The sequence below is a fragment of the Streptomyces sp. NPDC093149 genome (assembly GCF_044754145.1).
In the GTDB taxonomy this organism is placed as follows: Bacteria; Actinomycetota; Actinomycetes; order Streptomycetales; family Streptomycetaceae; genus Streptomyces.
Window position 1 is genome coordinate 30,792 of sequence record NZ_JBIVON010000024.1, and the last position, 21,570, is coordinate 52,361.

Below are 21,570 nucleotides of genomic sequence, written 5' to 3' on the forward strand. Positions count from 1 at the left end.
ACGGACCGGACCTTCCCGGCCGCACCATCCTGGCCGTGCCCCTCGAAGCCCTCCAGGGACCGACAGGTACCCTCCGCCGGGGCCGACCGGCCCTACTGCGGATCCGTCAGGCAGCCGACCGGCCTCACCCGGGCGTCCCGGCAGCAGTGCACCGCCGGGCCTCCGGCCCCGTGGCTGCCGTAGGCTGACCGTCCGTGGACCGGTACCAGCCCTGCGGTGATCCGGTAAGCGATTTCCCGGCACAAGGCACACGGAACCAGAGAGCGGCGCCCCGATGACAGAGACAGCACCTACCGCGCCCGGCTCCCCCTCCGGAGTCCCTTCTCCCGGCTCCGCCTCCCCCGCCCTCGACGCGCCGACAGCCTCCTGCCCCGGCCCGGCGACCTGGCCCAAGCCCAGTCGGCCGGACAGGATGCGCAGTCTGCTGGATGCCGTGATGAGTCTGGGGCGGGGCCTGGAACTGCCCGAGGTGCTCCGCGGGATCGTGGAAGCCGCCGTGACCCTGACCGACGCGCAGTACGGAGCGCTCGGCATCGTCGGGGACGGGCAGAAGCTGCTGGAGTTCCTTCCGGTCGGCATATCGGAGCAGCTCGCCGCCGTGATCGGCCAGACGCCGTGCGGGCGCGGCATCCTCGGTGAACTGATCCATCACCCGCAGCCGCTGCGGCTGACCGATCTGAGCAGCCATCCGCGCAGCTTCGGCTTTCCGCCCCATCATCCCCCGATGCGCACCTTCCTCGGAGTGCCGGTGCGCGTTCGCGACGAGGTGTTCGGCAACCTCTACCTCACCGAGAAGCAGGGCGGGGTGAGCTTCGACGCCGACGACGAGGCGGTGCTGACCACCTTGTCGATCGCGGCCGGGGTCGCCATCGACAACGCCCGCATGTACGAGGAGAGCCGTCGCCGCGAACGGCGTCTGGAGGCACTGGGCGAGATCACCCGCACCCTGCTCTCGGGGACGGACGCCGACGAGGTGCTGCATCTGATCGCCGAGCGGGCGATGGAGGTCGCGGGGGCCGACCGGGCCGCGATTCTGCTGCCGACGCCCGCGCCCCTCTCCGCAGGTTCGGAGGCCTCGGGGGCCGAGGCACGTCTCACCGTCGCCGTCGCCCACGGCATGGACTCCGAACGCGTGACGGGGCTGTCCGTACCCGCGTGGGGATCACTGGCCGGGCTCGCCGCCCGTACCGGGACACCGGTGCACTGCGCCGATGTCCGTATCGATCCCAGGGCCCACCCGTTCGGGGACGGTGCCGAGGAGGGGCTGGGTCCGGTGGTGACGGTGCCTTTGCGGGTCGACACGGGGGCGAGGGGCGCACTGCGCCTGGGGCGGCCCGTGGACCGTCCACCGTTCGACGACACCGAGGTCGCGCTCGTCTCGGGCTTCGCCGACCAGGCGGCCATCGCTCTTGAACTGGCCCGTCGGCGGGCCGAGTCCGAGGAACTCGCGGTCATGCACGACCGGGACCGGATCGCCCGCGATCTGCACGATCTGGCGATCCAGCGTCTCTTCGCGACCGGGATGACCCTCCAGAGCACCACGCGTGCCATCGCGGACCGGCCGGACGCGGCCGAGCGGGTCAGCCGGGCGGTGGATGATCTGGACACCACGATCCGGATCATCCGGTCCACCATCTTCGATCTGCGGACGGCGGACGGTTCGGGCCGTGGCGGGCTGCGGCACCGGATGACGGAGACCGCTCGTACGGCGGCACACGCCCTTGGCTTCCGGCCATCGGTGCGGATCGACGGGCCGGTGGACACCACGGTGCCGGACGAACTGGCCGAACACGTGGTGGCGGTCGCCGCCGAGGCGGTGTCCAACGCCTCTCGCCACGCGCGCGCCACTCGTATCGGCATCGTGCTGTCCGCCGACGACGCGGTGACCCTGACCGTCACCGACAACGGCATCGGAATCCCGGACGGTGTCACGACCGCGCCCGGGACAGCGGCAGCGGTCGATGCCGGCGAACCGGGGACCGGGCGCCTCGGAGGGCTGGCCAATATGCGTACGCGGGCGCAGCTGTGCGGCGGCGCGCTGACCATCGAACGGCCGGCGGAGGGCGGCACCCGGATCGTCTGGCGCGTGCCGCTCCACGACTGACGCCCGAGTGCCCGTCAGCTCCCCCGGGCCGGGGGTCAGCCCTGGCGGTCCTTGATCCGGCCGACGAGCATCGCGGCCTGGATCCGGCGGCCCACGCCCAGTTTGGCGAGGATCGAGGAGATGCGGTTCTTGACGGTCTTCTCGGCCAGGAAGAGACGTTCCGCGATCTCCCGGTTGGTGAGGCCCTCGCCGATGAGATCCAGGATCTGCCTTTCCCTGGGCGTGAGTCCGTCCAGCTCCGATGCCGGCGACGCCTCGGCAGGGGCTTGCTCGGTGCCCCGCAGCCGTGCCATCACGCGGGCGGTCGTCCGCGGATCGAGCATCGAGGTGCCTGACGCGACCGTGCGTACGGCGGCGATCAGATCGGCTCCGTTGATCTGCTTCAGCACGTACCCGGCGGCGCCCGCCATGATGGCGTCGAAGAGCGCCTCGTCGTCGTCGAACGACGTCAGCATCAGGCAGGCGAGTTCGGGCATCAGGGCACGCAGTTCCCGGCACACCTCGATACCGGCGTGGTCACCTCCCCGGTCGTCGCCGAGGCGTACGTCCAGTACGGCGACCTGCGGTCTGCTGGCCGGTACGCGGGCCAGCGCCTCCCGGGCGTCTGACGCCTCGCCGACGACCTCGATGCCGTCCTCGGCCTCCAGCAGATCGCGTACACCGCGCCGCACGACCTCGTGGTCGTCGAGGATGAAGACGCGTACGGGGGCCGCGGACTGCGACGGGGTCGTGCTCAAGGGGGACTTCGCGGACTCGTTCACATCATGCTCGATCGGTTCGGGGAGAGGGCCGGAACCAGTATGTGCCCGTCCGGCGGCCTGCTTCCGCCGGGGTGCCACAGCATGGCAAACAGTGTTTGAACAGGGCCGAAAGGCCCTGTGGCCAGGGCCGGTCAGCGGGCTGGACGCGGTGCCATACTGACGCCGCCAAGATCGTCCGGGCACCACGGACATCTCCTATTCCCGGCCACCCCACTGCGCTGCACCGAGGAGTCACCGGCCCATGAACACTTCGAGCGAGGACTACCACGCACTGCTCGCACGGCATGACGCGATGCGGCTGCGACGACGCATCCTGGCCCCGTCCGACACCCGCCCCGAACCGTGGCGGGCCAAGGCCCCGCAGGCGTACGACGGAACGGCCGACCAACTGCTGATCAGTGACTCCCTGTCGCTGGTGAGCCCCTTGGAGGAGCTGATCGCCGAACTGTACCGGCTGCTGTTCGAGCGGCATCCGTATCTACGGTCGTTGTTCCCCGAGTCGATGGCGTTCCAGCAGGTTCATCTCGTGGGGATCTTCCGCTATCTGATCGGCAATCTGCACCACGCGGACGAAATGATCGACGTCTTCGAGCAGTTGGGGCGCGACCATCGCAAGCTCGGTGTGCGCCCCGCTCATTTCGAGGCCTTCGAGGCGGCACTGATCGAGGCACTGCGCGTGCGCGCGGGCGCCCGGTGGACCAGCGCGCTGGAGCATGCCTGGCTGCGGATGCTGCGGCTCGCCGTCACGGCGATGGTCAGGGGCGCGGACGAGGCGATCGCCGAGCCGCCCAGCTGGGAGGCGACGGTGACCTCGCACGAACTCCGCACGCCCGATCTCGCGGTGCTGCGGGTACGCCCCCATCAGCCCTACGCGTTCGAGGCCGGCCAGTACGCGTCGTTGGAGTCGCCGCTGCTGGAACAGGCGTGGCGTCCCTACTATCTGGCCCGTGCGCCGCATCCGGACGGTGAGCTGGAGTTCCATGTACGGGCCCGGGGCGCCGGCGGGGTGAGCGATGCGCTGGTGCACGGCACCCGGGAGGGCCGCGTCGTCCGTCTCAGCGCCCCGCGCGGCGCGCTGGCGCTGCCCGACCACACTCCGTCCGCGGACCTGCTGCTGATCGCCTCCGGAACGGGCTGGGCTCCGATGAAGGCGCTGCTCCAGCGGATCGACGCCGACCGGTCCCGTGCGCACCGGGTACGGCTGCTGCTGGGTCTCGCCGCGCCGGAGGAGGAGGTGTCGGCCGAAGGGATGTACGACGCGGCGTATCTGGAGGCGTTCCGGCGCGGACGCCCCTGGCTGACCGTCATCGCGGCCGACGCGACGGATGCCCGCTTCGCGGGTGCCGGGCTGCGGGCCCTGAACGGAATTCTGGCCCCGCGTCCCGGGGCCGCCGCCCGGCAGCACGCCTTTCTGGCTCTGGCTCCCGAGGCCTCCACGACGGAGCCGGCGCGGGCCGTCGCCGAGCGGCTCGTCGCCGCCGGAGTACCGGCCGCGCACATCCATCACGAGACCACCGGCATCGTCGCGGTCACAGAAACGTCTGCCAGTACGACCAGAACCGGGTTGCTATCAGCATGACGATGGCCAGGCACCAGGTCACCGGCACGACGAGCGGGAACTCCAGCACCGCCGCGACCAAGGCTCGTGGGGCGGGCAGGACACCATGGCGCAGATTGTGCACCGTGGTGTGCCAGAACATGAAGATGGTGGCCACCCACACGAGCACGCACCACAGGCAGAGGGCACCGATGTCGTACAACGCCTGCGTCATCAGCCACATGCAGAAGCCGACGCCGAACAGCATGCCGAGATTCAGCCCCAACCAGTACCAGCGCCGGTAGCGTGCGCCCGCGAGCAGGCCCGCACCGGCCCCCATCACCACCCCGAAGGCGACCAGCCCGATGAGCGGGTTGGGAAAGCCGAACACCGAGGCCTGCTCGCTGCGCATCACATTCGTGCAGGACACCACGGGGCTCAGCGAGCAGGCGGGCACGAAGCCGGGGTCGGCCAGCAGTTCGAACTTGTCGATCGTGATGACGAACGAGCCGAGCAGCCCGAGCGCGGCGGTGATCACCAACAGCCACCCGAACCCCCGCCTCGCCCCGGCGCACTCCTGGTCGTCGCCCGCCCCGGGCGCACTGCCACACTCCCGTTCGTCGCCCGCCCCGGACGCGCCGACGCACTCCCGGTCGTCGGTGTCGGGCTCTTCCGCCGTCTTCCCGGTACCGCGCTCCGACAGCTTCATGTACGCCCCCGTACAGAACCGTCCGGCCAGACGACCTCCACCCGGATTCCCCGCGCACGGGCGAAGGCGACCAGATGGGCGGTGGCGTCCCGGCCGTCCGACGGCGATCCGTCCCACACGGCGAGCACGGTCCGGCACGTCTCCACCAGGCGTTCGTCGGCGCTGACACACGCGTTGCGGTCGGCCGGATCGAAAGCCAGCAGCCGTACGTGTTCGGCCAGGACCAGCAGTTCGCCCGCGGCCGACCGGTCCCGTTCGGGCAGCACGGCGGGAACGGCACCCTGGGCCGGCAGCAGCACCGTCAGCTTCCGCCCCGCCTCCCGGGCGGCCCGCCCGAACACCAGCGGCAGCCCCGCCCCGACCCGTACCAGGGCGGCCGCACCTTCTGCCAAGCGGTCCAGCCGCGCTCTCAGTTCAGCTTCCACCAGTTCCAGGGTTCTGTTGCTGAGGTCTCTGTGCCCGACAACTGCGATCACCACGTTTCCTTCCTGCGCGCACAGCGCCGTCCGAACGATTCCGCACGCCGCGCCACGGCCCGGCCCGGGAGCCGATGCCGGACCGGCCCGCGCGGCAAGTGATGCCCCGCAGTGAACCCATCGGAAGTCCGACGCCGCTAGGGCCGTTCGGCCCTGGGGCCGTTCGGCCCTGGCGTGGGGGTGACGCCGCACGATGTACTCGTACGGCAGGTGAGCAGACCAGGAGACGAGGCAGCCCCGTGAGCCACTCATGCCATCAGGCGCCCCAGCCGTCCGCGCGCACGGCTGTGACCGCACCGTCGGAGACGGGGCCGTTGCCGGGTTCGGCGGCCACCGGGCCACGCCGCACGGTCGAGTTGACAGGTGCCCAGGCACTGGGCCTGCTCGGCAGGGCGTCGCTCGGGCGAATCGTCTTCACCCAGCGTGCGCTGCCCGCCATCCGGCCGGTGAACCATCTGCTGGACCACGGTCGGATCGTCATCCTGACCCATGAGGACTCGGATCTGTACGCCCAGGCCCGCGACCACGGCGATCGGGGAGTCGTGGTCGCCTACCAGGCCGACGACATCGATCCGCTGACCCATCTGGGCTGGAGTGTCGTCGTCACGGGGTACTGCCGCCCGGTCACGGATCCGGACGCGCTGACGCGCTACCAGCGGCTGCTCCGCCCCTGGTCGGGCCCGGTGATGAACTGTGCGGTACGCATCCGTCCGCATCTGATCACCGGAATCCGGCTGACCGTCTGACACCGCACACGGAACTCCTGGTCATCCGTCAGCTGAGCCGCCGGCCCGGGGCGTTGCTCCGGCACCGGACGACCGACGACCTCGTGTCGGTATCCGAGTCGGCGGCCGGACAGGTCCTGACGCAGCATCCATACAAGGCGGCGCGTGCGGCGGCGGCTTCGCCACCCGCTACGGCAAGGCCGTCGCCCACGAAGAAGCCACCGTCACACTCGCATCACCCCTCATGCAGGCATGACTGTTGGACGACACCCCCTGGCAGCACCCGTTCGCCCAGCAGCACCACGCAGGCCGCGACGGTCAGCAGCCCGCCCGCAAGGAAGGTGCCGCGCACGTCGGCAAGTGGCAGGACCAGTCCGCCGACGGCGGCGCCCGCCGCGATACCGGCGTTGTAGGCGCCGGAGTTGGCCGCGAGTGCGATATCCGTGCGACCCGGTGCGCAGCGCAGCATCTCGTTCTGGGTGGCCATGAAGACCGGCCCGAGCGCACCGCCCATCAGCATCAGGAACACCACCGCCGCCGGCGGATCGGTGCCGGTCGCGTACAGGCCGAGCATTCCCACTGCCTGCACCGCCACGGCAGTGGTCAGCGTCGACTGCGGGAAGCGGTCCAGCAGCGCCCCGGCAATGCTCACCCCGGCCAGACACGCGACGCCGAAAGCCACGAACAGGGCGCTGACCGCGTTCGGGGAGAACCCGCTCACGTCGCCCAGGAACTTCACGATGTAGGTGTACCCCGCGAACGCCCCGGCGGCGGACAAGGCCCCTGCCGCCAGGACCGTACCGAACCGGCGGGTGTCGGGACGTGCTCCGTAGGCGGCGTGCCCTTCTTCCGGACGGGAGGTCGGCAGCAGGACCGCAATCGTCACGAGGGAGACGAGCCCGAGACCGGCCAGCACCGCGAACGGCACCGGCCAGTCGCTCTGCCGGCCCAGCCAGGTCCCGGCGGGAATGCCGAGCACGAGGGCGAGCGAACCGGCGACGGACAGCGCTCCGACGACACGCCCGCGGACCTCGGGCGGGAACAGACCCACCGCGACCGGCCCCATCACGGCCCAGAACAACGCCTGTGCGAGCGCGGTCAGCAGCCGTGTCGCGAGCAGCAGCCAGTAGGAGGTGGCCAGCGCCGCGACCAGACTGGACGTGACGAGCGCGGCCAGCAGTCCCGTGAGGACATGACGTCGCGGCATGGTCCGCGTGACGTGGGCCAGCGGCAGGGACGTCACGGCAACCGTCACACCGTAACCGGTGACCAGGTAACCGACCGCCGACAGGGACACCCGCAGGTCGTCGGAGACGAGTTCCAGGAGGCCGATCGGCAGGCTCTCCGCGGTGTTGAAGGTGAAGGCGGCCAGCATCAGGGCCGCGAGCACCGCCGTCCTGCGCCATGGAGCCGGTTGTGCCGTGACCATACGGCCTCTTCCTGTACTCACCCGTCACACCCGTGCCGTCCCCCACGGCCCAGCCGCGTTCAACCTACACACGATGGTGCCGGTACGGCCCGTCGCCGTGCGGCCCACCACCTTGCGCGGCTGGGGGCGGAGGGCAGTCGGCCCGGCCTGTTCGTGGTCGACGCCTCGGCCGGTCACCGGTGACGCGGGCCTCGCGGAAGAGGCCGACGCCTGCGTCCCCCGCTCGGTTCACGTCGACTTCGTCCCGGCCCGTCGGGCCGGTCGTCGGCAGCCTCGGCACCGGCGCTGCCCGGACCGGCGCCGCTCCGGCCACTCGTTCCGGTGATCAACCCGGGGAACTGCCTTCCGGGGCCGATCGCCACGCTATCCAGGAAGCGACGGATCACCGGTCGGACCCTCCGGAAGGAAACTGTATGAAGCTCCGCCGTTCGCTGTCCTCCGCCGCTGCGGCCCTTGCTGCCGCCATGCTGTGCGTTGCGGCAGCCCACGCGCCCGCGGACGCCGCGTCCCACTGCAAGGGAAATGCCTGCACCGGGAAGAACCCGCAGACGCAGGGGTGTGGTGCGGACGCCCACGACGTGCCCAAGAGCACCGTCAGGGCACCGGGCGGCGGCCCCTTCGTCCGGCTGCGGGTCTCGAACCGGTGCAGCGCGGCGTGGGCCAGGGCGGACAAGGCCGACCACGGCTGGCTCTTCAAGATCGAGATCAAGGGAGGGAAGTCGTATCACGGCAATCCCTCCCCGAGGGCGGAGACCTACACCGCGATGGTCGGGACGAGCCACGCCTACCGGGCCTGCATCCAGGACGTCGACAAGCAGTGGGAATGCAGCCGGTGGTTCTAGTGCCGTGACCGGCAATGTTTGCTCCGTGAGGAGTGTCGTCCAGTGCGTGCGATCGAAAGGCGGCCGGAAGTCCTTGTAGCGGAGCTAGCAGGACTTTTGGCCAACGCCGCGAGCGTGCGTGCTGGACGGCGCGACGGGGCGACGGGGCGACGGGGCGACGGGGCGAAGCTTGCCGGGAGGGGCACCAGGACGTGTCCGACAAGGATCATCTGGAGGGTTCGCGTAGCCAGAGGAAGCGAGCGCCGGCCCGCTGCCTCTCGTCGCGCTGTTTTCGTTTCCTCTTCCGCTGCCCTGGCATCGGCCGAGCATCCCCGGACCACGCGTCTTCAACAAAACGATTACCCGCACCGCCCGGCACAGTACTGATCATTTGTCAGACCGGTCTTAGTTCTGTGACCGGCAACGGGCTGACGGACCGGTGGCGCCCCGCGGAACGAAGAAGCGAGCTCCGCGGGGCGGCCGGTCCTGTCGGCACGCCCACGAAGACCGCCGCCGCAACCGGTCCTGACCATCCGTCAAAGTCCTTGCCGCGGGGCGCTTCAGCGCCGCCAGGGCTTCGTCGCCCGTCACAGGCCGGGGACCGCTGAGTCCCGCCGCTCCGTCTGCGATGCCGCAACGTGTCCGTCGTCTCCCGAGACGCGTTGCTCCGCGCCCGGTTCAGCAGGCTCGGCGGATTCCCGTGCCGTGACGGTGTCGACACAGTCGGCCGTCGGCTGCCGTCGAGCGGAGTGGCGGCCGCGGCATATCCGACGCCCACGGTGGGAGACCGTGCAGAAGCAGGTCACGACCGCCCGTCGAGGGCCACGCCACCACCGGGGGCTTCACCGACCAGCAGGGCGACGAGTCGCTCCGCCTGTTCGCGGCGGCCCGGTGCGCCGTCCCAGCTCGTCATCAGGAGATGGTGGATGGTGCCGACCAGGGCGAGCGCGATCGAGGCGGCATCGGTGGAGGCCCCGAGTCTGCCGAGCCGGATCTCGGCGTCCAGGTAGTCGGTGATCGAATCCTGGATCGCCGCGAAGCCCGGTGCGCCCGCCGCCAGCGCCTCACGGATGCGCAGGGAGGTGGCGGGGCGCGTCATGGCCAGGCCGGCGACCGTGGGGTCCAGGGAATCGAGCAGTGCGAACGCGACCGCGCCCAGATTCTCGGCGATGGTGGCCACGCCGGCCCGTCCGTGAAGTTCGGCGGCCTGTCGCGCGCTGCGTGCGAACCGGTCCAGGACCAGGTCGGCGACGAATTCGTCCAAGCCGTCGAAGTGCTTGTGCAGCATGCCCTTGGCGCAGCCCGCCTCAGTGGTGATGGCTCTGCTGGTCAATGCGGCCGGGCCCTCACGGGCCAGAATCCGCACCGCGGCGTCGAAGAGCCGCTCGCGAACATCGGGAATCGCTACTCCGCGCGGTGACATGGGTCCTCTCCTGGTACGAGACCGCGGCGCACCCCGCGGCCGACAAAGGGGATTGCCAGTATGGGCATCCGCCCATACTGTTTGGGCGAGCGCCCATTCTAAGGGCTTTCCCGTCCGCCGGGCGGCGTGCCCGGCAGGGGCCGTGCCCAAGGAGCCATGTCCAACAGGGGGTAGTCACATGCGTGTCGTCAACACCGCACAGGCGCAGGCCTGGAACGGTCACGAAGGAGACCACTGGGCCCGGAACCAGGAGCGTTGGGATGCCGTGAACGGGGGCTTCGACCAGCCGTTGATCGCCGCCGCCTCGATCGCGGAGCTCGACCGGGTCCTCGACATCGGCTGCGGGGCCGGCTCCACGACGCGGCTGGCCGGCCGCCACGCACGTCGCGGCACGGCCTCGGGGTTCGATCTGTCGGCGCCGATGCTGGCGCGGGCCCGCGAGAGTGCCCGGCGCGAGGGTTCGGCCAACGTGGGCTTCGAGCAGGCCGACGCCCAGGTCCACGACTTCGCGTCCCACGCGTACGACGTCGCGATCAGCCGGTTCGGAGTGATGTTCTTCGCCGATCCCGTCGGCGCCTTCGCCAACATCGCTCGCGCACTGCGCCCCGGCGGCCGCCTGGCGTTCGTCTGCACCGCCGAGGCCGACGCCAACGAATGGCTGCGGGCCCTCGCGGAGTTGGACGACATCCTGCCCATCGGGGGCTTCGGTTCACCCGGCACCCCCGGCATGTTCTCCCTCGCCGCCCCGGAGAGCACCCGCGAGGTGCTGGCGTCCGCCGGATTCGAGCACATCGACACGTCACGCGTGGAGGCGTACGGGACGTGGGGCCGCGACGGGGAGGACGCGGCCGACTTCCTGCTGGGCTCGGGCCCCGGACGTCATCTGATGAGCCAGGTCGACGAGGACGCCCGGGTCCGCGCCCGGCGGAAGCTCACCGGCATCCTGCGCACGCACGAGAGGGACGGAGCGGTGCGCATGCGCAGCAGCGCCTGGCTCGTCACCGCCGACCGCCCGAACTGACCGGCCTCGCGCGGCGGTCCCGATCGCGACGGCCCGGGACACCTTCTGCAGAGAGTGGGCCGAGGGCGGGTGCACCCCTCACGGGCCGGGCTCGCCGAAGAGCGGACCGAGTAGCACGGCGCGATAGTGGCGCACGTGCGCCGGCGCGAGCCGGGCCGCCGCCTCCGCATCGGAGGCGGCGATGGCCTCGTACAGGGGCGATGCTCGCACCGAATGCGGGTCGTCGAACCCCTGGAGGGCCGGCGCATCCGGCCCTCCAGGGGTTCGAGCGCGGAGGCGAGCAGGTCGTTGCCGGCGATCTCGATGATGTGACGGTGAAAGGCCGTGTTGGAGCGGGAGATCCGGTCGGCCCGGCCCGACCTGGTGGCTTTGCGGGCATTCTCCAACAGCCGTTCCAGGCGCTGCACCTGCGCGGGCAGCGCGCGCTCGGCCGCCCGGCGGGCCGCCGGCACCTCAAGGGCCTCGCGCGGGTCGAAGAGGTTGAGCACGTCCTGATGCGACAGTTCGCGCACGACGATGCGGCGCGGTGAGAGCGCCTGCAGAACACCCTCACTGAGCAGGACCCTGATCGCCTCACGTACGGGAATGCGCGAGACGCCGGGCGGGCGGCCGGGGCGCGGAGGCGCGGCCTGCATGCGCTGAGGTACGGCGGCATCCAGCGCCCCTTCTCCGGCCGCCGCGAAGAGGGGGCCACGGCTCCTGCCGACGCGCCCCGACACTCGGATGCCGACACCGCTGTGACGTTCGACGCCACGCCCGTCACACACCGCGATGGAGTTCGTCGCGCGTCAGCGGGGCGGTGCCGATTCCCGTATCCGCGCACTGCCGGAAGGGCCGGTGACGCGGTTCGACGCCGAAGTCCGGCGCCGCCGTGCCGGTCGCCGAACGACGGCCCCGGCGGCGCGGCTCGGTCCCGGCGGACGCCCGGCGGGGCCCTTCGGCCGAGTCGTGCGCGGTCCGGGGGCGGTGCACTGTGGAGACGTGGGCCTCAGTGAACGGTTTACGGATCTGCGAGAACCATGGCGGCCGAGCCATGTGCTGCTGGCGATTCCCGTCGCGCTCATCGTCGTGATCGCCACGGTGGACATCCTCGCGCCGCAGGACATCCGTCTGGGACCGCTGCTGGTCATCGCGCCGGCGCTCACCGCCTCGTTCGCCGGCGCGCTCCCGACCGGGGGCATCGGCCTCCTGGCCGTGGCGGCCCAGGCGTACATCGGCCGGCACATCGGCGTGCTGTCCTCCCGGAGCATGGTGGTACAGATCGTCGCTCTCGCCCTACTCTCGGCGCTGACGGTGTTCTTCGCTCTGATACGCGAGCGGCGCGGACGGGAGCTGGCGCGCGTGCGGTCGGTGGCCGAAGCCGCGCAGCGCGTCCTGCTGTGGCCGCTCCCGGACCGGATCGGCCCGTTGCGGGTCGCCTCGCTGTACCTGGCAGCGGAGGACGAGGCCCTGATCGGCGGAGACCTGTACGCGGCCACCCGCACCGGGGGTGGAACGCGGGTGATGATCGGGGACGTGAGGGGCAAGGGCCTGGCAGCCGTCGGAGAGGCCGCCCTGCTGCTCGGCGCCTTCCGCGAGGCCGCCCACCAGCACACCGGCCTGCCCGAACTCGCCGCCGCCCTCGAACGGAGCGTCGCACGCTACGAGGACGACTTCGAGTCCCGGGAGGCGACCGGGGAGTGCTTCGTCACCACGCTGCTCCTGGAGATCCCCGACGAGGACCACGTCGTCCGCATGACCAGCTGCGGGCACCCCGCACCCCTGCTCCTCGGCCCGGGGCGTTCCGTCAGAATGCCGAGTCTGCGTCCGGCACCGCCGCTGGGCGTCGGCCGCATGGGGCCGACCGACTACGCCTTGGACACGTTCCCCTTCGAGGACGGTGACACCCTCCTCCTCTACACCGACGGCATCACCGAGGCGCGTGACCGGGGCGGGGACTTCTACCCGTTCACGGAACGGGCCGCCCGATGGACGGAGGGCTCCCCGGAGACGCTCCTGAACCATCTGCGACGCGACCTCCTCGCCCACGTCGGCGGGCGTCTGGGCGACGACGCCGCGCTCGTCGCGATCCACCGCGACGACCGCACCCCGCCCCGTCACGGACGCCGTCCCGCAAGGGCCAGCCGCCCCGACGGCTTCCACCACGGTTGCGGAACGACCGGTCCACGGCGTTGACCGGCGCGGTCCGGCGCACGCGGCGACCGGGGACACGTCGTCCACCCCGGGGCCGGCGACACCCCTGCCGTCCCGGGGACCACATCCGCCACGCAGTCCCCCGGACGCCGAGCACGGAACCGAGCCGCCCCCAACCAGACGTTCATGATCACTTCACCGGGTGGTCGATCGGACCCCGCCACGGCCTGGCGCGCGCCACCTAGCGTCTCTGGATCAGACCGGTTATGAACCCGTTACATGGCCGGACCAGAGACCCCGGACCGCATTTCCCGGGCCGGAGAACAGGGACCCCCGTGAGACTCACCCCTCTCGTGATCGCCGCAACGTCCGTCGCGCTCGTCTCCCCGACCGCCGCGCAAGCCCACTCCCCCGGCACCGACACCCCCGCCGCGCCCGGCGTCAGCGTCCCGGGCGGACGGTACGAGCATGCGGTGGAGCTGAGGTTGCGGGCCGAGCGCGGGACCACCGTGCGCTACACGCTGGACGGTACGACCCCGACCCGCGACAGTCGCGTCTACTCGCCCGGCCGCCCGCTGAGGATCGAGAAGGACACCAACGTGACCGCTGTGGCCTTCCGCGGCAAGCGGAGCAGCGTCCCGGTGTCCTACGGCTATCTGATCAGATCCCGGGAGAAGCCGCTCGCCCGCCTCGTCGTCATGTCCGATGTGCATGTCGGCAGCCACGCGAGCGCCGACAAGAAGTACGAGAGCTTCTTCGACACCATCGGATCGATCTTCCCGCAGCCGGACGCGATCCTGTCCAACGGCGACATGATCAACGACAACGGCGACGGCAAGGGCCCCGACCACAGGATCGTCTCCGAGATCTTCCAGGCCAACCTCGCACGCAAGGGCATGACCGACACCCGGCTGCTGATCTCCAACGGCAACCACGACGCGAGCCTCGCGGCGATACGGTCCGGTTACCCCAAGGCGTGGTTCCCCGACTCGGGCGGCGGCTACTACGAGTCGGAGGTGAAGGGCCTGCACATCCTCACGGTCAACACCGAGACGTACAACTCCGACACCGCCCAGCGCACCTGGCTGAAGCAGCGGCTCGCCGCGATCACCGCCGACCCGGCCTACGCGGGCAAGCCCGTCCTGGTCCAGGGGCACCGTCCCACCACCGGAACGACGATGGACGGACAGCAGGCTTCCAACCCGCGGCTCGCGGAGGATCTGAGCGCCTTCCCGCAGGCCGTCCTCTTCTCGGGCCACTCCCACCTGAACATCAACGACGACCGATCCATCCATCAGCGCGACTTCACCTCGGTCAACGACGGCTCGATGTCCTACATCGAGATCGATCACGGCTATCAGATGGTCACCGAGGACGGCCTCGCCGACCGCTTCGAGTCGCCGACCGCACAGGCACTCTTCGTGGAGGTCTACAAGGACCGTACGGAGATCGCGCGGGTGAACATGGCCGCGGACAAGCACGACATCTACACCGGTGGCCAGTGGTCGGCGAACTGGCAGCCGCCGTACGCCAGCGCGGGCACCCTGAGCGGCGCCACCTGGACCGTGCGCCTCAAGGGCTCGACGAGCGGGCAGATCAAGGCCAACTTCCGCTACACGGACGCCGAACGCAACACGGTGGCGCCTAAGTTCACCACCCGCCGGCCGCTGTCCCGGGTGCACGACGCGAAGGGCGGCGCCGCGCTGCGAATCGCGCAGGCCGAGGACGACCAGATGGTGCACCACTACGACGTCGACATCACCGACGCGGCCACGGGCGCCTCGGTCGTCTCGTCCAAGGTCCTCTCGGACTTCTACTTCGTGCCCCGGCCGAACACCCTCGACATCCCGGTGCCGGGCGCGGTCGAGGGCAGGCGGTACGTGGCGCGGGTCGTCGCCGTCGACGCGTACGGCAACGCCTCGCCGGCCGCTTCTCTGACGTTCCGAAAGTAGCGCGGCCGGGACCGGGCGGCTCCCTCCCTGGGGTGCCGTCCGGTCCCTGTCCTTGCCGGGTGGGTCGTCAGGTCGCGTCGGGATCGACCGCGGCCCGGCCCCTGGCCCGCCTGCCGACGACCGCTGCCGCCGCGACCGCGCTGCCCGCGAAGGCGAGGGCGACCATCCAGGGCTGGTTGAAGGCGTGCCGGGTGGCATGGTCGACGGAGTACCGGCCGGGTCCGGTCAGGCCGATCGCCGCCGCGGTGAAGCCCAGGAAGGCCGGGTACTCGTAACCGCCGCCCTGTACGAAGAATCCGGCGGGTGCGTGGACGGCCACGGCGCCCGCCATCGTCCCCGCCGCCGCCGCGCCCGCCGCCGGGGTGGCGAGGCCGAGGGCCAGCAGTGCGCCGCCGCCCGCCTCGCCGAGCCCTGCGGCGACCGCGCTGTACTTCGGTGGATGGAAGCCCATGGCCTCCATCGCGGCGGTGGTTCCTTCGATGCCTCCTCCACCGAACCAGCCGGCCAGCTTCTGGGTGCCGTGCGCGGCCAGTACCGCGCCGGTACCGACGCGCAGGACGAGCAGGCCGAGATCACGCCGGTCGAGGCAGGCCATGGGAGCCTCCGCAAGGGTTCGGGGGGAGCGGCTCGGACGCCCCGCCCCACGCCGTGGCGGCGGGTGCCGTGTTTCCACTCTCGGTGGCACGGAGCGCCGATGTGCCCTGGTGTTACGCCGTCCGGGGGACGGCCCCCCTGCGCGGCCCTGTAACGCACACCATTTTGCAACTTGTTGCACAATGACGTCCGGGTGGTCTACAACTGGCGCAACGACACTGCGCGAGGAGCCCCGCATGAGCCCGTACCCGAATCTGCTGAGCCCGCTCGACCTCGGGTTCACCACCCTCCCCAACCGGGTGCTGATGGGGTCGATGCACATCGGTCTGGAGGAGGTGGAGCGGGGCTTCGAGCGGATGGCCGCCTTCTACGCGGAACGTGCCCGGGGCGGCGTGGGTCTGATGGTCACCGGTGGTATCGCCCCGAACGCGCGGGCCTGTTCCTTCCCCGGCGGTGCCAAGATGACCGACGAGGCGGAGGCCGAGCAGCATGCGCCGGTCACTGCCGCCGTCCATGAGGCCGGCGGCCGGATCGCCATGCAGATCCTGCATTTCGGCCGGTACGCGCACCATCCCGAGCTGGTGGCGCCGAGCGCGATCCAGGCTCCGATCAGCGCCTTCACTCCGCATGCCCTTCACGACGACGAGGTCGAGGAGACCATCGAGGACTTCGCCAGGGCCGCGGAGCTCGCGCGGCACGCCGGTTACGACGGCGTCGAGATCATGGGTTCCGAGGGCTATCTGATCAATGAGTTCATCGCCACCGCGACCAATCGGCGCACCGACCGCTGGGGCGGCTCGTACGAGAACCGCATCCGGTTCCCCGTCGAGATCGTGCGCCGGGTCCGTGAGCGGGTCGGCAGCGACTTCATCCTCATCTACCGGCTCTCCATGCTGGATCTGGTCCCTGGCGGTTCCTCCCTGGAGGAGGTCGTGCGGCTCGCCCGCGAGATCGAGGCGGCCGGAGCGGACATCATCAATACGGGGATCGGCTGGCACGAGGCCCGGATCCCCACCATCGCCACTTCCGTGCCCCGCGGCGCCTACACCTGGGTCACCGAGCGGGTGCGCGACGCCGTCTCCGTACCGCTGGTGACGAGCAACCGCATCAACACGCCGGAGGTCGCCGAGGAGATCCTCGCCTCGGGGCGGGCGGACATGGTGTCGATGGCCCGGCCGTTCCTCGCCGACCCCGATTTCGTCGTCAAGGCGGCCGAGGGCCGCGCCGACGCGATCAACACCTGCATCGGCTGCAACCAGGCCTGCCTGGACCACGTCTTCAGCGGCCGGGTCACCTCCTGCCTGGTCAATCCGCGCGCCTGCCACGAGACCGAGCTCGTCCTGTCGCCGACGCGCACCGTCAAGCGGGTGGCGGTCGTCGGTGCCGGGCCGGCCGGTCTCGCGTGCGCCGTCTCGGCCGCCGAGCGCGGGCACCGGGTGACGCTCTTCGACGCCGCGGAGGAGATCGGCGGCCAGCTCGATGTGGCGCGCAGGGTTCCCGGCAAGGAGGAGTTCGACGAGACGCTGCGCTACTTCCGTACCCGGCTCGCGGAGGAGAAGGTCGAGCTGCGGCTCGGTACGCGGGTCACGGCCGATGCGCTCGACGGCTACGACGAGGTCGTCCTGGCCACCGGTGTCACGCCCCGCTCCCCGGCCGTACCGGGCCTGGACCACCCCAGCGTGGTCGGCTACCTCGACGTCCTGCGTGGCGGGGCACGGGTCGGTGAGCGGGTCGCGATCATCGGGGCGGGCGGCATCGGCTTCGACGTCGCCGAGTTCCTGACCGACTCGGGGGAGGCCGCGAGCCTCGACCCCGAGGTGTTCTTCCGGCAGTGGGGCGTCGACACCGACTACCGCGACCGGGGCGGTCTGTGTGCCCCGCAACACCCGAGGACGCCACGCACCGTGCACCTGATCCAGCGCAGGACCAGCAAGGTCGGTGCCGGGCTGGGCAGGACGACCGGATGGATCCACCGCACCGAGCTGCGGCACCGCGGCGTCACGATGATCGCGGGCGCCGCCTACGACCGGATCGACGACGACGGACTGCACCTCACCGTCGACGGCGAACAGCGTCTCCTGCCGGTCGACACGGTGGTGCTCTGCGCGGGCCAGGAACCGCGTCGCGAGCTGTACGAGGAGCTCGTCGCGGCGGGCCGCTCGGCGCATCTGATCGGCGGCGCCGACGTGGCCGCCGAGCTGGATGCCAAGCGCGCGATCCGCCAGGGCACGGAACTCGCGGCCTCGCTCTGACATTCCGAGAAGCCCCCTGGCCCGGGGAGCGGCCGTCGGCCCGGCCCCTCCGTCATGGGGCCGCCGCCCGGCCGTCCTTAGGATGCACCCCATGTCACTCCCGCACGCGATCCTCACCGCCCTGCTCGAAAAGCCGTCGTCGGGGCTGGAGCTGACCCGCAGGTTCGACCGGTCGATCGGCTACTTCTGGTCCGCCACGCACCAGCAGATCTACCGCGAGCTGGGCAAGCTGGAGCAGGCGGGGCAGATCCGGGCACTGCCGTCGCAGCAGCCCTCCCGTGGGCAGAAGAAGGAGTACGAGGTGCTGCCTGCGGGCCGGGAGGCGTTGTCCGCGTGGGTGGCCCGTTCCGAGGACCCCAAGCAGATCCGCGATCCGCTGCTGCTGCGGATGCGGGCGGCCGCGGTCGTCGGAGCGCCCGGCCTCGATGCGGAGCTGCGCCGTCATCTGGGGCTGCACCGACGGCAGCTGGCGGAGTATCTGGAGATCGAGAAGCGGGACTTCCCGCCCGAGCGGAATTCCGACGAGGACCGGCTACGGCATCTGGTGCTGCGCGGCGGCATCGATCTGGAGAACTTCTGGATCGGCTGGCTGACCCGGGCACTGACCCCGGGCGGGGACCGGATGCCGGACCCGCCGGGCCATGGAGACGGGCGCCGCCGGCCCGCCGGACGCCCCGGCGAGTGAGCGGGGCTCGCGCCTGGCGGGTCGGTGGGCGGATGGATTCCGTACATGCCGCCCCGGCCGGTGAATGTCACGTCGCCGCGAATCTTCCCCGGCGGCCGAGCCGGTTCGGCGCGTCACGGTCCGCCCACCGGGGTCCGGCCCGGTTCGGGGCGCAGCACCGGCTGCTCCAGCGGCGCCCGGCTCCCGATCACCACGCGCGACGGTGATCCTGCCACGGACTTCGGATCGGACGCGGCCGGGCCGGCGACGGCCAGGGGCTGTGCCTGGGCCTGCGCACGGCTGAGCAGGATCACGCCCCGTACCGCCGCGACCGTGCCGAGCAGCGCCGGGACCAGGCTGATCGTGCCGCCCTGGAGGCGTTCGCCGAGCAGGGCCAGGCCGATGGCCGCCGCAGCCACCGGGTTGGCGAGGGTGACGACGGCCAGTGGCGCACCCAGCCCGCCCCGGTAGGCGGTCTGGGAGAGCAGCAGCCCGCCCATCGCGAACGCGGAGACGAGCAGGGCGACGATCACCAGATGCCGGCTGAGCAGTGGGCCGGTGTGGTCGGCGACGGAGACGGTCAGGGTCTGGGTGAGTGCCGACGCGACTCCCGAGGTGATGCCGGAGGCCGCCGCGTGCCGCAGCCCGGGGCGTGTTCCCGGGCGGCTCAGTCCGGCGACGACAGCCATGGTTCCGGCCCCGACAGCCAGTGCTTCGGGGAGGCTGAGCGTCTCGTGCGGGGCGGTGCCGCCCGCGGTGATCAGCAGGGCACCGAGCCCGAGCAGGGTCAGGATCGTGCCGCGCCATTCGATACGGGTGACCCGGCGTCCGGCGGTCCTGGCACCCAGCGGGACGGCCGCGACCAGGGTGAGGGCGCCGAGCGGCTGGACGAGGGTGAGCGGCCCGTACTTGAGTGCCGCGACGTGCAGCAGCGCGCCGCCCGCGTTCAGTGCGACCGCCGACCACCAGGCGCCCCGCCCGAGCAGCCTCAGGACTCCGGCGTCCGGCTCGGTGCGCCCGGCGAGCCGGGCCTGCGCCACCGCGGCCGAGGCATACGCGGCGGCGGAGACCAGGGACAGCGCGACGGCGATCAGGGTGGCGTTCAACGCCGCGCTCCGGACGACGCGTACGAGGACGCGGGGTGGGCCCGCGATGAGGTGTACGCGGTCGGCGGGGCGGGATCGGCGGGGCGGGGCAGGAGAGTCGACGCGGGCGCACTCGCGGTGGACGGCCAGGGGACGTGTGCCCGTACCGGCTCCGTGCGCCGCAGGGGCAACGCGGCGAAAGCCACCGCGAGAAGCGCGGAGACCATGATCGAGTCGAGCCAGTAGTGGTTGGCCGTGCCGACTATCACCAGCAGGGTGACGAGCGGATGCAGCAGCCACAGCCAGCGCCACCGGCTGCGGGTGGCGACGATCAGCCCCACGGCGACCATCAGCGCCCAGCCGAAGTGCAGCGAGGGCATCGCGGCGAACTGGTTGGCCATGGAGTCGGTCGCCGGCGTCGCTCCGTACACCGTCGGCCCGTACACCTGGCCGGTGTCGACGAGACCTGCGGCGGCCAGCAGCCGCGGCGGGGCGAGCGGGAACAGTAGATGAAGAGCGAGCGCGGCGCCGGTGAGCGCGGCGAGGATGCGGCGCGACCAGACGTAGTGGCGTGGGCGGCGCCAGTACAGCCACACGAGGAAGAGCAGCGTGGCCGGGAAGTGCACGGTCGCGTAGTAGGTGTTCGCGAGGTGGGTCAGCGTCTCGTCGCGGAGCAGCAGACTCTGCACCGCGCCTTCGCCCGGCAGGTGCAAGGACCGTTCGAGGTCCCAGACGTTTCCCGCGTTGCGATACGCCTCCTCGACATGACCGTTCGCGGCCTGACGGCCGAGCTTGTAGATCACGAAGAGTCCCACGACGAGAAGAAGCTCGCGGAGGAGGGGCGGTCGGGCAGTACTGTCCGGCTCCCGATCTGCGGGCTCGCTACCGGCGTACCTCATCCGGTGCCCCTTTGCTGACGAAGCGGTGTTGCGGAGGCAGGGCTCGGCCCGTGCCATATCGATACGCCAGTGTACCGATACGCGAACGTATCGGTACACATGCGTTTCGGTACACTGGCGTATCGATGGACCTCGTCGCAGAATCGCTGAGAGGGAAAACACATGTCGCCGCAGGAAGCCGCGCAGGAACCGGCACACACGCCCCGCCGCTCGAAGATCACGCCGGAGCGGGCGCAGGAGTTCTACGCGGCCGTGCTCGACATGCTGAGGGAGTCCGGCTACGAGGCCCTCACGATGGAAGGGGTCGCCTCGCGCACACGCTGCGGCAAGTCCACCCTCTACCGGCAGTGGGGCTCCAAGCCGGAACTGGTCGTGGCTGCGCTCCACGGCACCCGACGGGCAGTGCTGCCCGACATCGACACCGGCACACTGGCAGGGGATCTGCGTGAGGCGGCACGGGCCATCGGCGCGGGATCGGGCCGCGACACCCCGCTGATGCACGCGCTCAGCCATGCCGCACTGCAGAGCCCCGAGTTGCTGTGCGCGCTGCGCGAGGCACTGATCGTGCCGGAGGTCGCGGCGATCGACGCAATGGTCCGGCGCGGCGCGGAGCGCGGCGAGATCCCGGCGGACACCCCGGCGGCGGAGTTCGTCTCCGCGCAGTTGCTGGGCGTGATGCGCGCCCGTCCGCTGCTGGAGGGGAAGTTCGCGGACGGGGCCTATCTCACCCGCTTCGTGGAGAACGCCGTCCTCCCCGCACTTGGACTGGAGGCGTCCGCGCCCCAGTGACCCGAAAGACGTGGGTCGCCGTCCGAGCGGATGACGGCGACCCGCTCGCGCCGCACCGTGGGGACGGGGGCGGCGCACCATCCGGGCGGCCGGTGGCTCCTTCGGGAGCCGCCGGCCGCCCGTTCTCCATACCCTCCCGCGCACAGACCTCCGGTCCCCATTTCCGCTCCCGTGCCCGGCAGGACCGGCGCGGACC

The 21,570-nt window shown here is 71.3% G+C and carries 18 protein-coding genes and 1 pseudogene; 10 read left to right on the forward strand and 9 right to left on the reverse strand.

What is annotated here, in order from left to right:
• The first annotated feature begins 412 nt into the window (after nt 1–412).
• Nucleotides 413–2,104, forward strand: coding sequence for a GAF domain-containing protein (locus ACIQCZ_RS37350; protein ID WP_402289805.1), 1,692 nt, complete (start codon nt 413–415; stop codon nt 2,102–2,104).
• Nucleotides 2,105–2,139: 35 nt separating this feature from the next.
• On the opposite strand, the gene ACIQCZ_RS37355 is transcribed toward ACIQCZ_RS37350, so the two are convergent.
• Nucleotides 2,140–2,841 carry a response regulator gene (locus ACIQCZ_RS37355; RefSeq protein ID WP_402289746.1) on the reverse strand — a complete coding sequence of 234 codons (702 nt, stop codon included), beginning with the start codon at nt 2,839–2,841 and terminating at the stop codon, nt 2,140–2,142.
• Nucleotides 2,842–3,106: 265 nt separating this feature from the next.
• Between ACIQCZ_RS37355 and ACIQCZ_RS37360 the strand changes: the two genes are divergently transcribed.
• Nucleotides 3,107–4,444 carry a globin domain-containing protein gene (locus tag ACIQCZ_RS37360; protein ID WP_402289748.1) on the forward strand — a complete coding sequence of 446 codons (1,338 nt, stop codon included), beginning with the start codon at nt 3,107–3,109 and terminating at the stop codon, nt 4,442–4,444.
• Here the strand turns inward: ACIQCZ_RS37360 and ACIQCZ_RS37365 are convergent.
• Both ACIQCZ_RS37365 and ACIQCZ_RS37370 read right to left on the reverse strand, forming a co-directional pair.
• The gene (locus ACIQCZ_RS37365) at nt 4,395–5,111 is read right to left on the reverse strand and encodes a vitamin K epoxide reductase family protein (protein ID WP_402289751.1); all 717 of its coding nucleotides are present in this window, start codon (nt 5,109–5,111) and stop codon (nt 4,395–4,397) included. The two genes, ACIQCZ_RS37360 and ACIQCZ_RS37365, sit on opposite strands and share 50 nt — an antisense overlap.
• Nucleotides 5,108–5,587: a hypothetical protein gene (locus ACIQCZ_RS37370; RefSeq protein WP_376270998.1), complete on the reverse strand. Its 480-nt coding sequence runs from the start codon at nt 5,585–5,587 to the stop codon at nt 5,108–5,110. The genes ACIQCZ_RS37365 and ACIQCZ_RS37370 overlap by 4 nt, the downstream gene beginning before the upstream one ends.
• 287 nt (nt 5,588–5,874) lie before the next feature.
• On the opposite strand from ACIQCZ_RS37370, the gene ACIQCZ_RS37375 reads away from it, so the two are divergent.
• Nucleotides 5,875–6,333: a pyridoxamine 5'-phosphate oxidase family protein gene (locus tag ACIQCZ_RS37375; RefSeq protein WP_402289808.1), complete on the forward strand. Its 459-nt coding sequence runs from the start codon at nt 5,875–5,877 to the stop codon at nt 6,331–6,333.
• Nucleotides 6,334–6,547: 214 nt separating this feature from the next.
• Here the strand turns inward: ACIQCZ_RS37375 and ACIQCZ_RS37380 are convergent, their stop codons facing one another.
• Nucleotides 6,548–7,741, reverse strand: a complete 1,194-nt coding sequence (locus ACIQCZ_RS37380) for an MFS transporter (RefSeq protein WP_402289753.1) — start codon at nt 7,739–7,741, stop codon at nt 6,548–6,550.
• A gap of 413 nt (nt 7,742–8,154) precedes the next feature.
• Between ACIQCZ_RS37380 and ACIQCZ_RS37385 the strand changes: the two genes are divergently transcribed.
• Nucleotides 8,155–8,583 (forward strand): DUF2690 domain-containing protein, encoded by a 429-nt coding sequence (locus tag ACIQCZ_RS37385; RefSeq protein WP_402289756.1) that lies wholly within the window; start codon nt 8,155–8,157, stop codon nt 8,581–8,583.
• Between the two features lie 781 nt (nt 8,584–9,364).
• On the opposite strand, the gene ACIQCZ_RS37390 is transcribed toward ACIQCZ_RS37385, so the two are convergent.
• On the reverse strand, nt 9,365–9,985 hold the full coding sequence (locus tag ACIQCZ_RS37390; protein WP_402289758.1) for a TetR/AcrR family transcriptional regulator: 621 nt from the start codon (nt 9,983–9,985) through the stop codon (nt 9,365–9,367).
• Nucleotides 9,986–10,163: 178 nt separating this feature from the next.
• On the opposite strand from ACIQCZ_RS37390, the gene ACIQCZ_RS37395 reads away from it, so the two are divergent.
• On the forward strand, nt 10,164–11,006 hold the full coding sequence (locus ACIQCZ_RS37395) for a class I SAM-dependent methyltransferase (protein WP_402289761.1): 843 nt from the start codon (nt 10,164–10,166) through the stop codon (nt 11,004–11,006).
• A gap of 284 nt (nt 11,007–11,290) precedes the next feature.
• On the opposite strand, the pseudogene ACIQCZ_RS37400 reads toward ACIQCZ_RS37395, so the two are convergent.
• Nucleotides 11,291–11,641 (reverse strand): annotated as a pseudogene (locus ACIQCZ_RS37400) (FCD domain-containing protein); the annotation flags it as partial.
• Between the two features lie 346 nt (nt 11,642–11,987).
• Between ACIQCZ_RS37400 and ACIQCZ_RS37405 the strand changes: the two are divergent.
• Nucleotides 11,988–13,181, forward strand: a complete 1,194-nt coding sequence (locus ACIQCZ_RS37405) for a PP2C family protein-serine/threonine phosphatase (protein WP_402289764.1) — start codon at nt 11,988–11,990, stop codon at nt 13,179–13,181.
• A 293-nt stretch (nt 13,182–13,474) separates the two neighbouring features.
• A complete protein-coding gene (locus tag ACIQCZ_RS37410) occupies nt 13,475–15,091 on the forward strand; it encodes a chitobiase/beta-hexosaminidase C-terminal domain-containing protein (protein ID WP_402289766.1) in 1,617 nt (538 codons plus the stop codon).
• Nucleotides 15,092–15,158: 67 nt separating this feature from the next.
• Here ACIQCZ_RS37410 and ACIQCZ_RS37415 read toward each other — a convergent pair whose 3' ends face one another.
• A complete protein-coding gene (locus ACIQCZ_RS37415) occupies nt 15,159–15,686 on the reverse strand; it encodes a DoxX family protein (protein WP_376212547.1) in 528 nt (175 codons plus the stop codon).
• A gap of 235 nt (nt 15,687–15,921) precedes the next feature.
• On the opposite strand from ACIQCZ_RS37415, the gene ACIQCZ_RS37420 reads away from it, so the two are divergent.
• Both ACIQCZ_RS37420 and ACIQCZ_RS37425 read left to right on the forward strand, forming a co-directional pair.
• Nucleotides 15,922–17,937, forward strand: a complete 2,016-nt coding sequence (locus tag ACIQCZ_RS37420; protein ID WP_402289769.1) for an FAD-dependent oxidoreductase — start codon at nt 15,922–15,924, stop codon at nt 17,935–17,937.
• A 91-nt stretch (nt 17,938–18,028) separates the two neighbouring features.
• Nucleotides 18,029–18,622, forward strand: coding sequence for a PadR family transcriptional regulator (locus tag ACIQCZ_RS37425; protein WP_402289772.1), 594 nt, complete (start codon nt 18,029–18,031; stop codon nt 18,620–18,622).
• A 113-nt stretch (nt 18,623–18,735) separates the two neighbouring features.
• Here the strand turns inward: ACIQCZ_RS37425 and ACIQCZ_RS37430 are convergent, their stop codons facing one another.
• Nucleotides 18,736–19,707, reverse strand: coding sequence for a hypothetical protein (locus tag ACIQCZ_RS37430; RefSeq protein ID WP_402289775.1), 972 nt, complete (start codon nt 19,705–19,707; stop codon nt 18,736–18,738).
• Nucleotides 19,704–20,585 carry a phosphatase PAP2 family protein gene (locus ACIQCZ_RS37435; protein WP_402289777.1) on the reverse strand — a complete coding sequence of 294 codons (882 nt, stop codon included), beginning with the start codon at nt 20,583–20,585 and terminating at the stop codon, nt 19,704–19,706. The genes ACIQCZ_RS37430 and ACIQCZ_RS37435 overlap by 4 nt, the downstream gene beginning before the upstream one ends.
• 162 nt (nt 20,586–20,747) lie before the next feature.
• Between ACIQCZ_RS37435 and ACIQCZ_RS37440 the strand changes: the two genes are divergently transcribed.
• A complete protein-coding gene (locus ACIQCZ_RS37440; RefSeq protein ID WP_402289779.1) occupies nt 20,748–21,374 on the forward strand; it encodes a TetR/AcrR family transcriptional regulator in 627 nt (208 codons plus the stop codon).
• Nucleotides 21,375–21,570 lie beyond the last annotated feature (196 nt).

What these genes read in the sequence shown, in the direction of transcription:
- ACIQCZ_RS37350 (WP_402289805.1), top strand. Translation starts at nt 413, where the DNA reads ATGCGCAGTCTGCTGGATGCCGTGATGAGTCTGGGGCGGGGCCTGGAA.
- ACIQCZ_RS37360 (WP_402289748.1), top strand. Translation starts at nt 3,107, where the DNA reads ATGAACACTTCGAGCGAGGACTACCACGCACTGCTCGCACGGCATGAC.
- ACIQCZ_RS37365 (WP_402289751.1), bottom strand. Translation starts at nt 5,111, where the DNA reads ATGAAGCTGTCGGAGCGCGGTACCGGGAAGACGGCGGAAGAGCCCGAC.
- ACIQCZ_RS37380 (WP_402289753.1), bottom strand. Translation starts at nt 7,741, where the DNA reads ATGGTCACGGCACAACCGGCTCCATGGCGCAGGACGGCGGTGCTCGCG.
- ACIQCZ_RS37385 (WP_402289756.1), top strand. Translation starts at nt 8,155, where the DNA reads ATGAAGCTCCGCCGTTCGCTGTCCTCCGCCGCTGCGGCCCTTGCTGCC.
- ACIQCZ_RS37390 (WP_402289758.1), bottom strand. Translation starts at nt 9,985, where the DNA reads ATGTCACCGCGCGGAGTAGCGATTCCCGATGTTCGCGAGCGGCTCTTC.
- ACIQCZ_RS37395 (WP_402289761.1), top strand. Translation starts at nt 10,164, where the DNA reads ATGCGTGTCGTCAACACCGCACAGGCGCAGGCCTGGAACGGTCACGAA.
- ACIQCZ_RS37415 (WP_376212547.1), bottom strand. Translation starts at nt 15,686, where the DNA reads ATGGCCTGCCTCGACCGGCGTGATCTCGGCCTGCTCGTCCTGCGCGTC.
- ACIQCZ_RS37420 (WP_402289769.1), top strand. Translation starts at nt 15,922, where the DNA reads ATGAGCCCGTACCCGAATCTGCTGAGCCCGCTCGACCTCGGGTTCACC.
- ACIQCZ_RS37425 (WP_402289772.1), top strand. Translation starts at nt 18,029, where the DNA reads ATGTCACTCCCGCACGCGATCCTCACCGCCCTGCTCGAAAAGCCGTCG.
- ACIQCZ_RS37435 (WP_402289777.1), bottom strand. Translation starts at nt 20,585, where the DNA reads ATGAGGTACGCCGGTAGCGAGCCCGCAGATCGGGAGCCGGACAGTACT.
- ACIQCZ_RS37440 (WP_402289779.1), top strand. Translation starts at nt 20,748, where the DNA reads ATGTCGCCGCAGGAAGCCGCGCAGGAACCGGCACACACGCCCCGCCGC.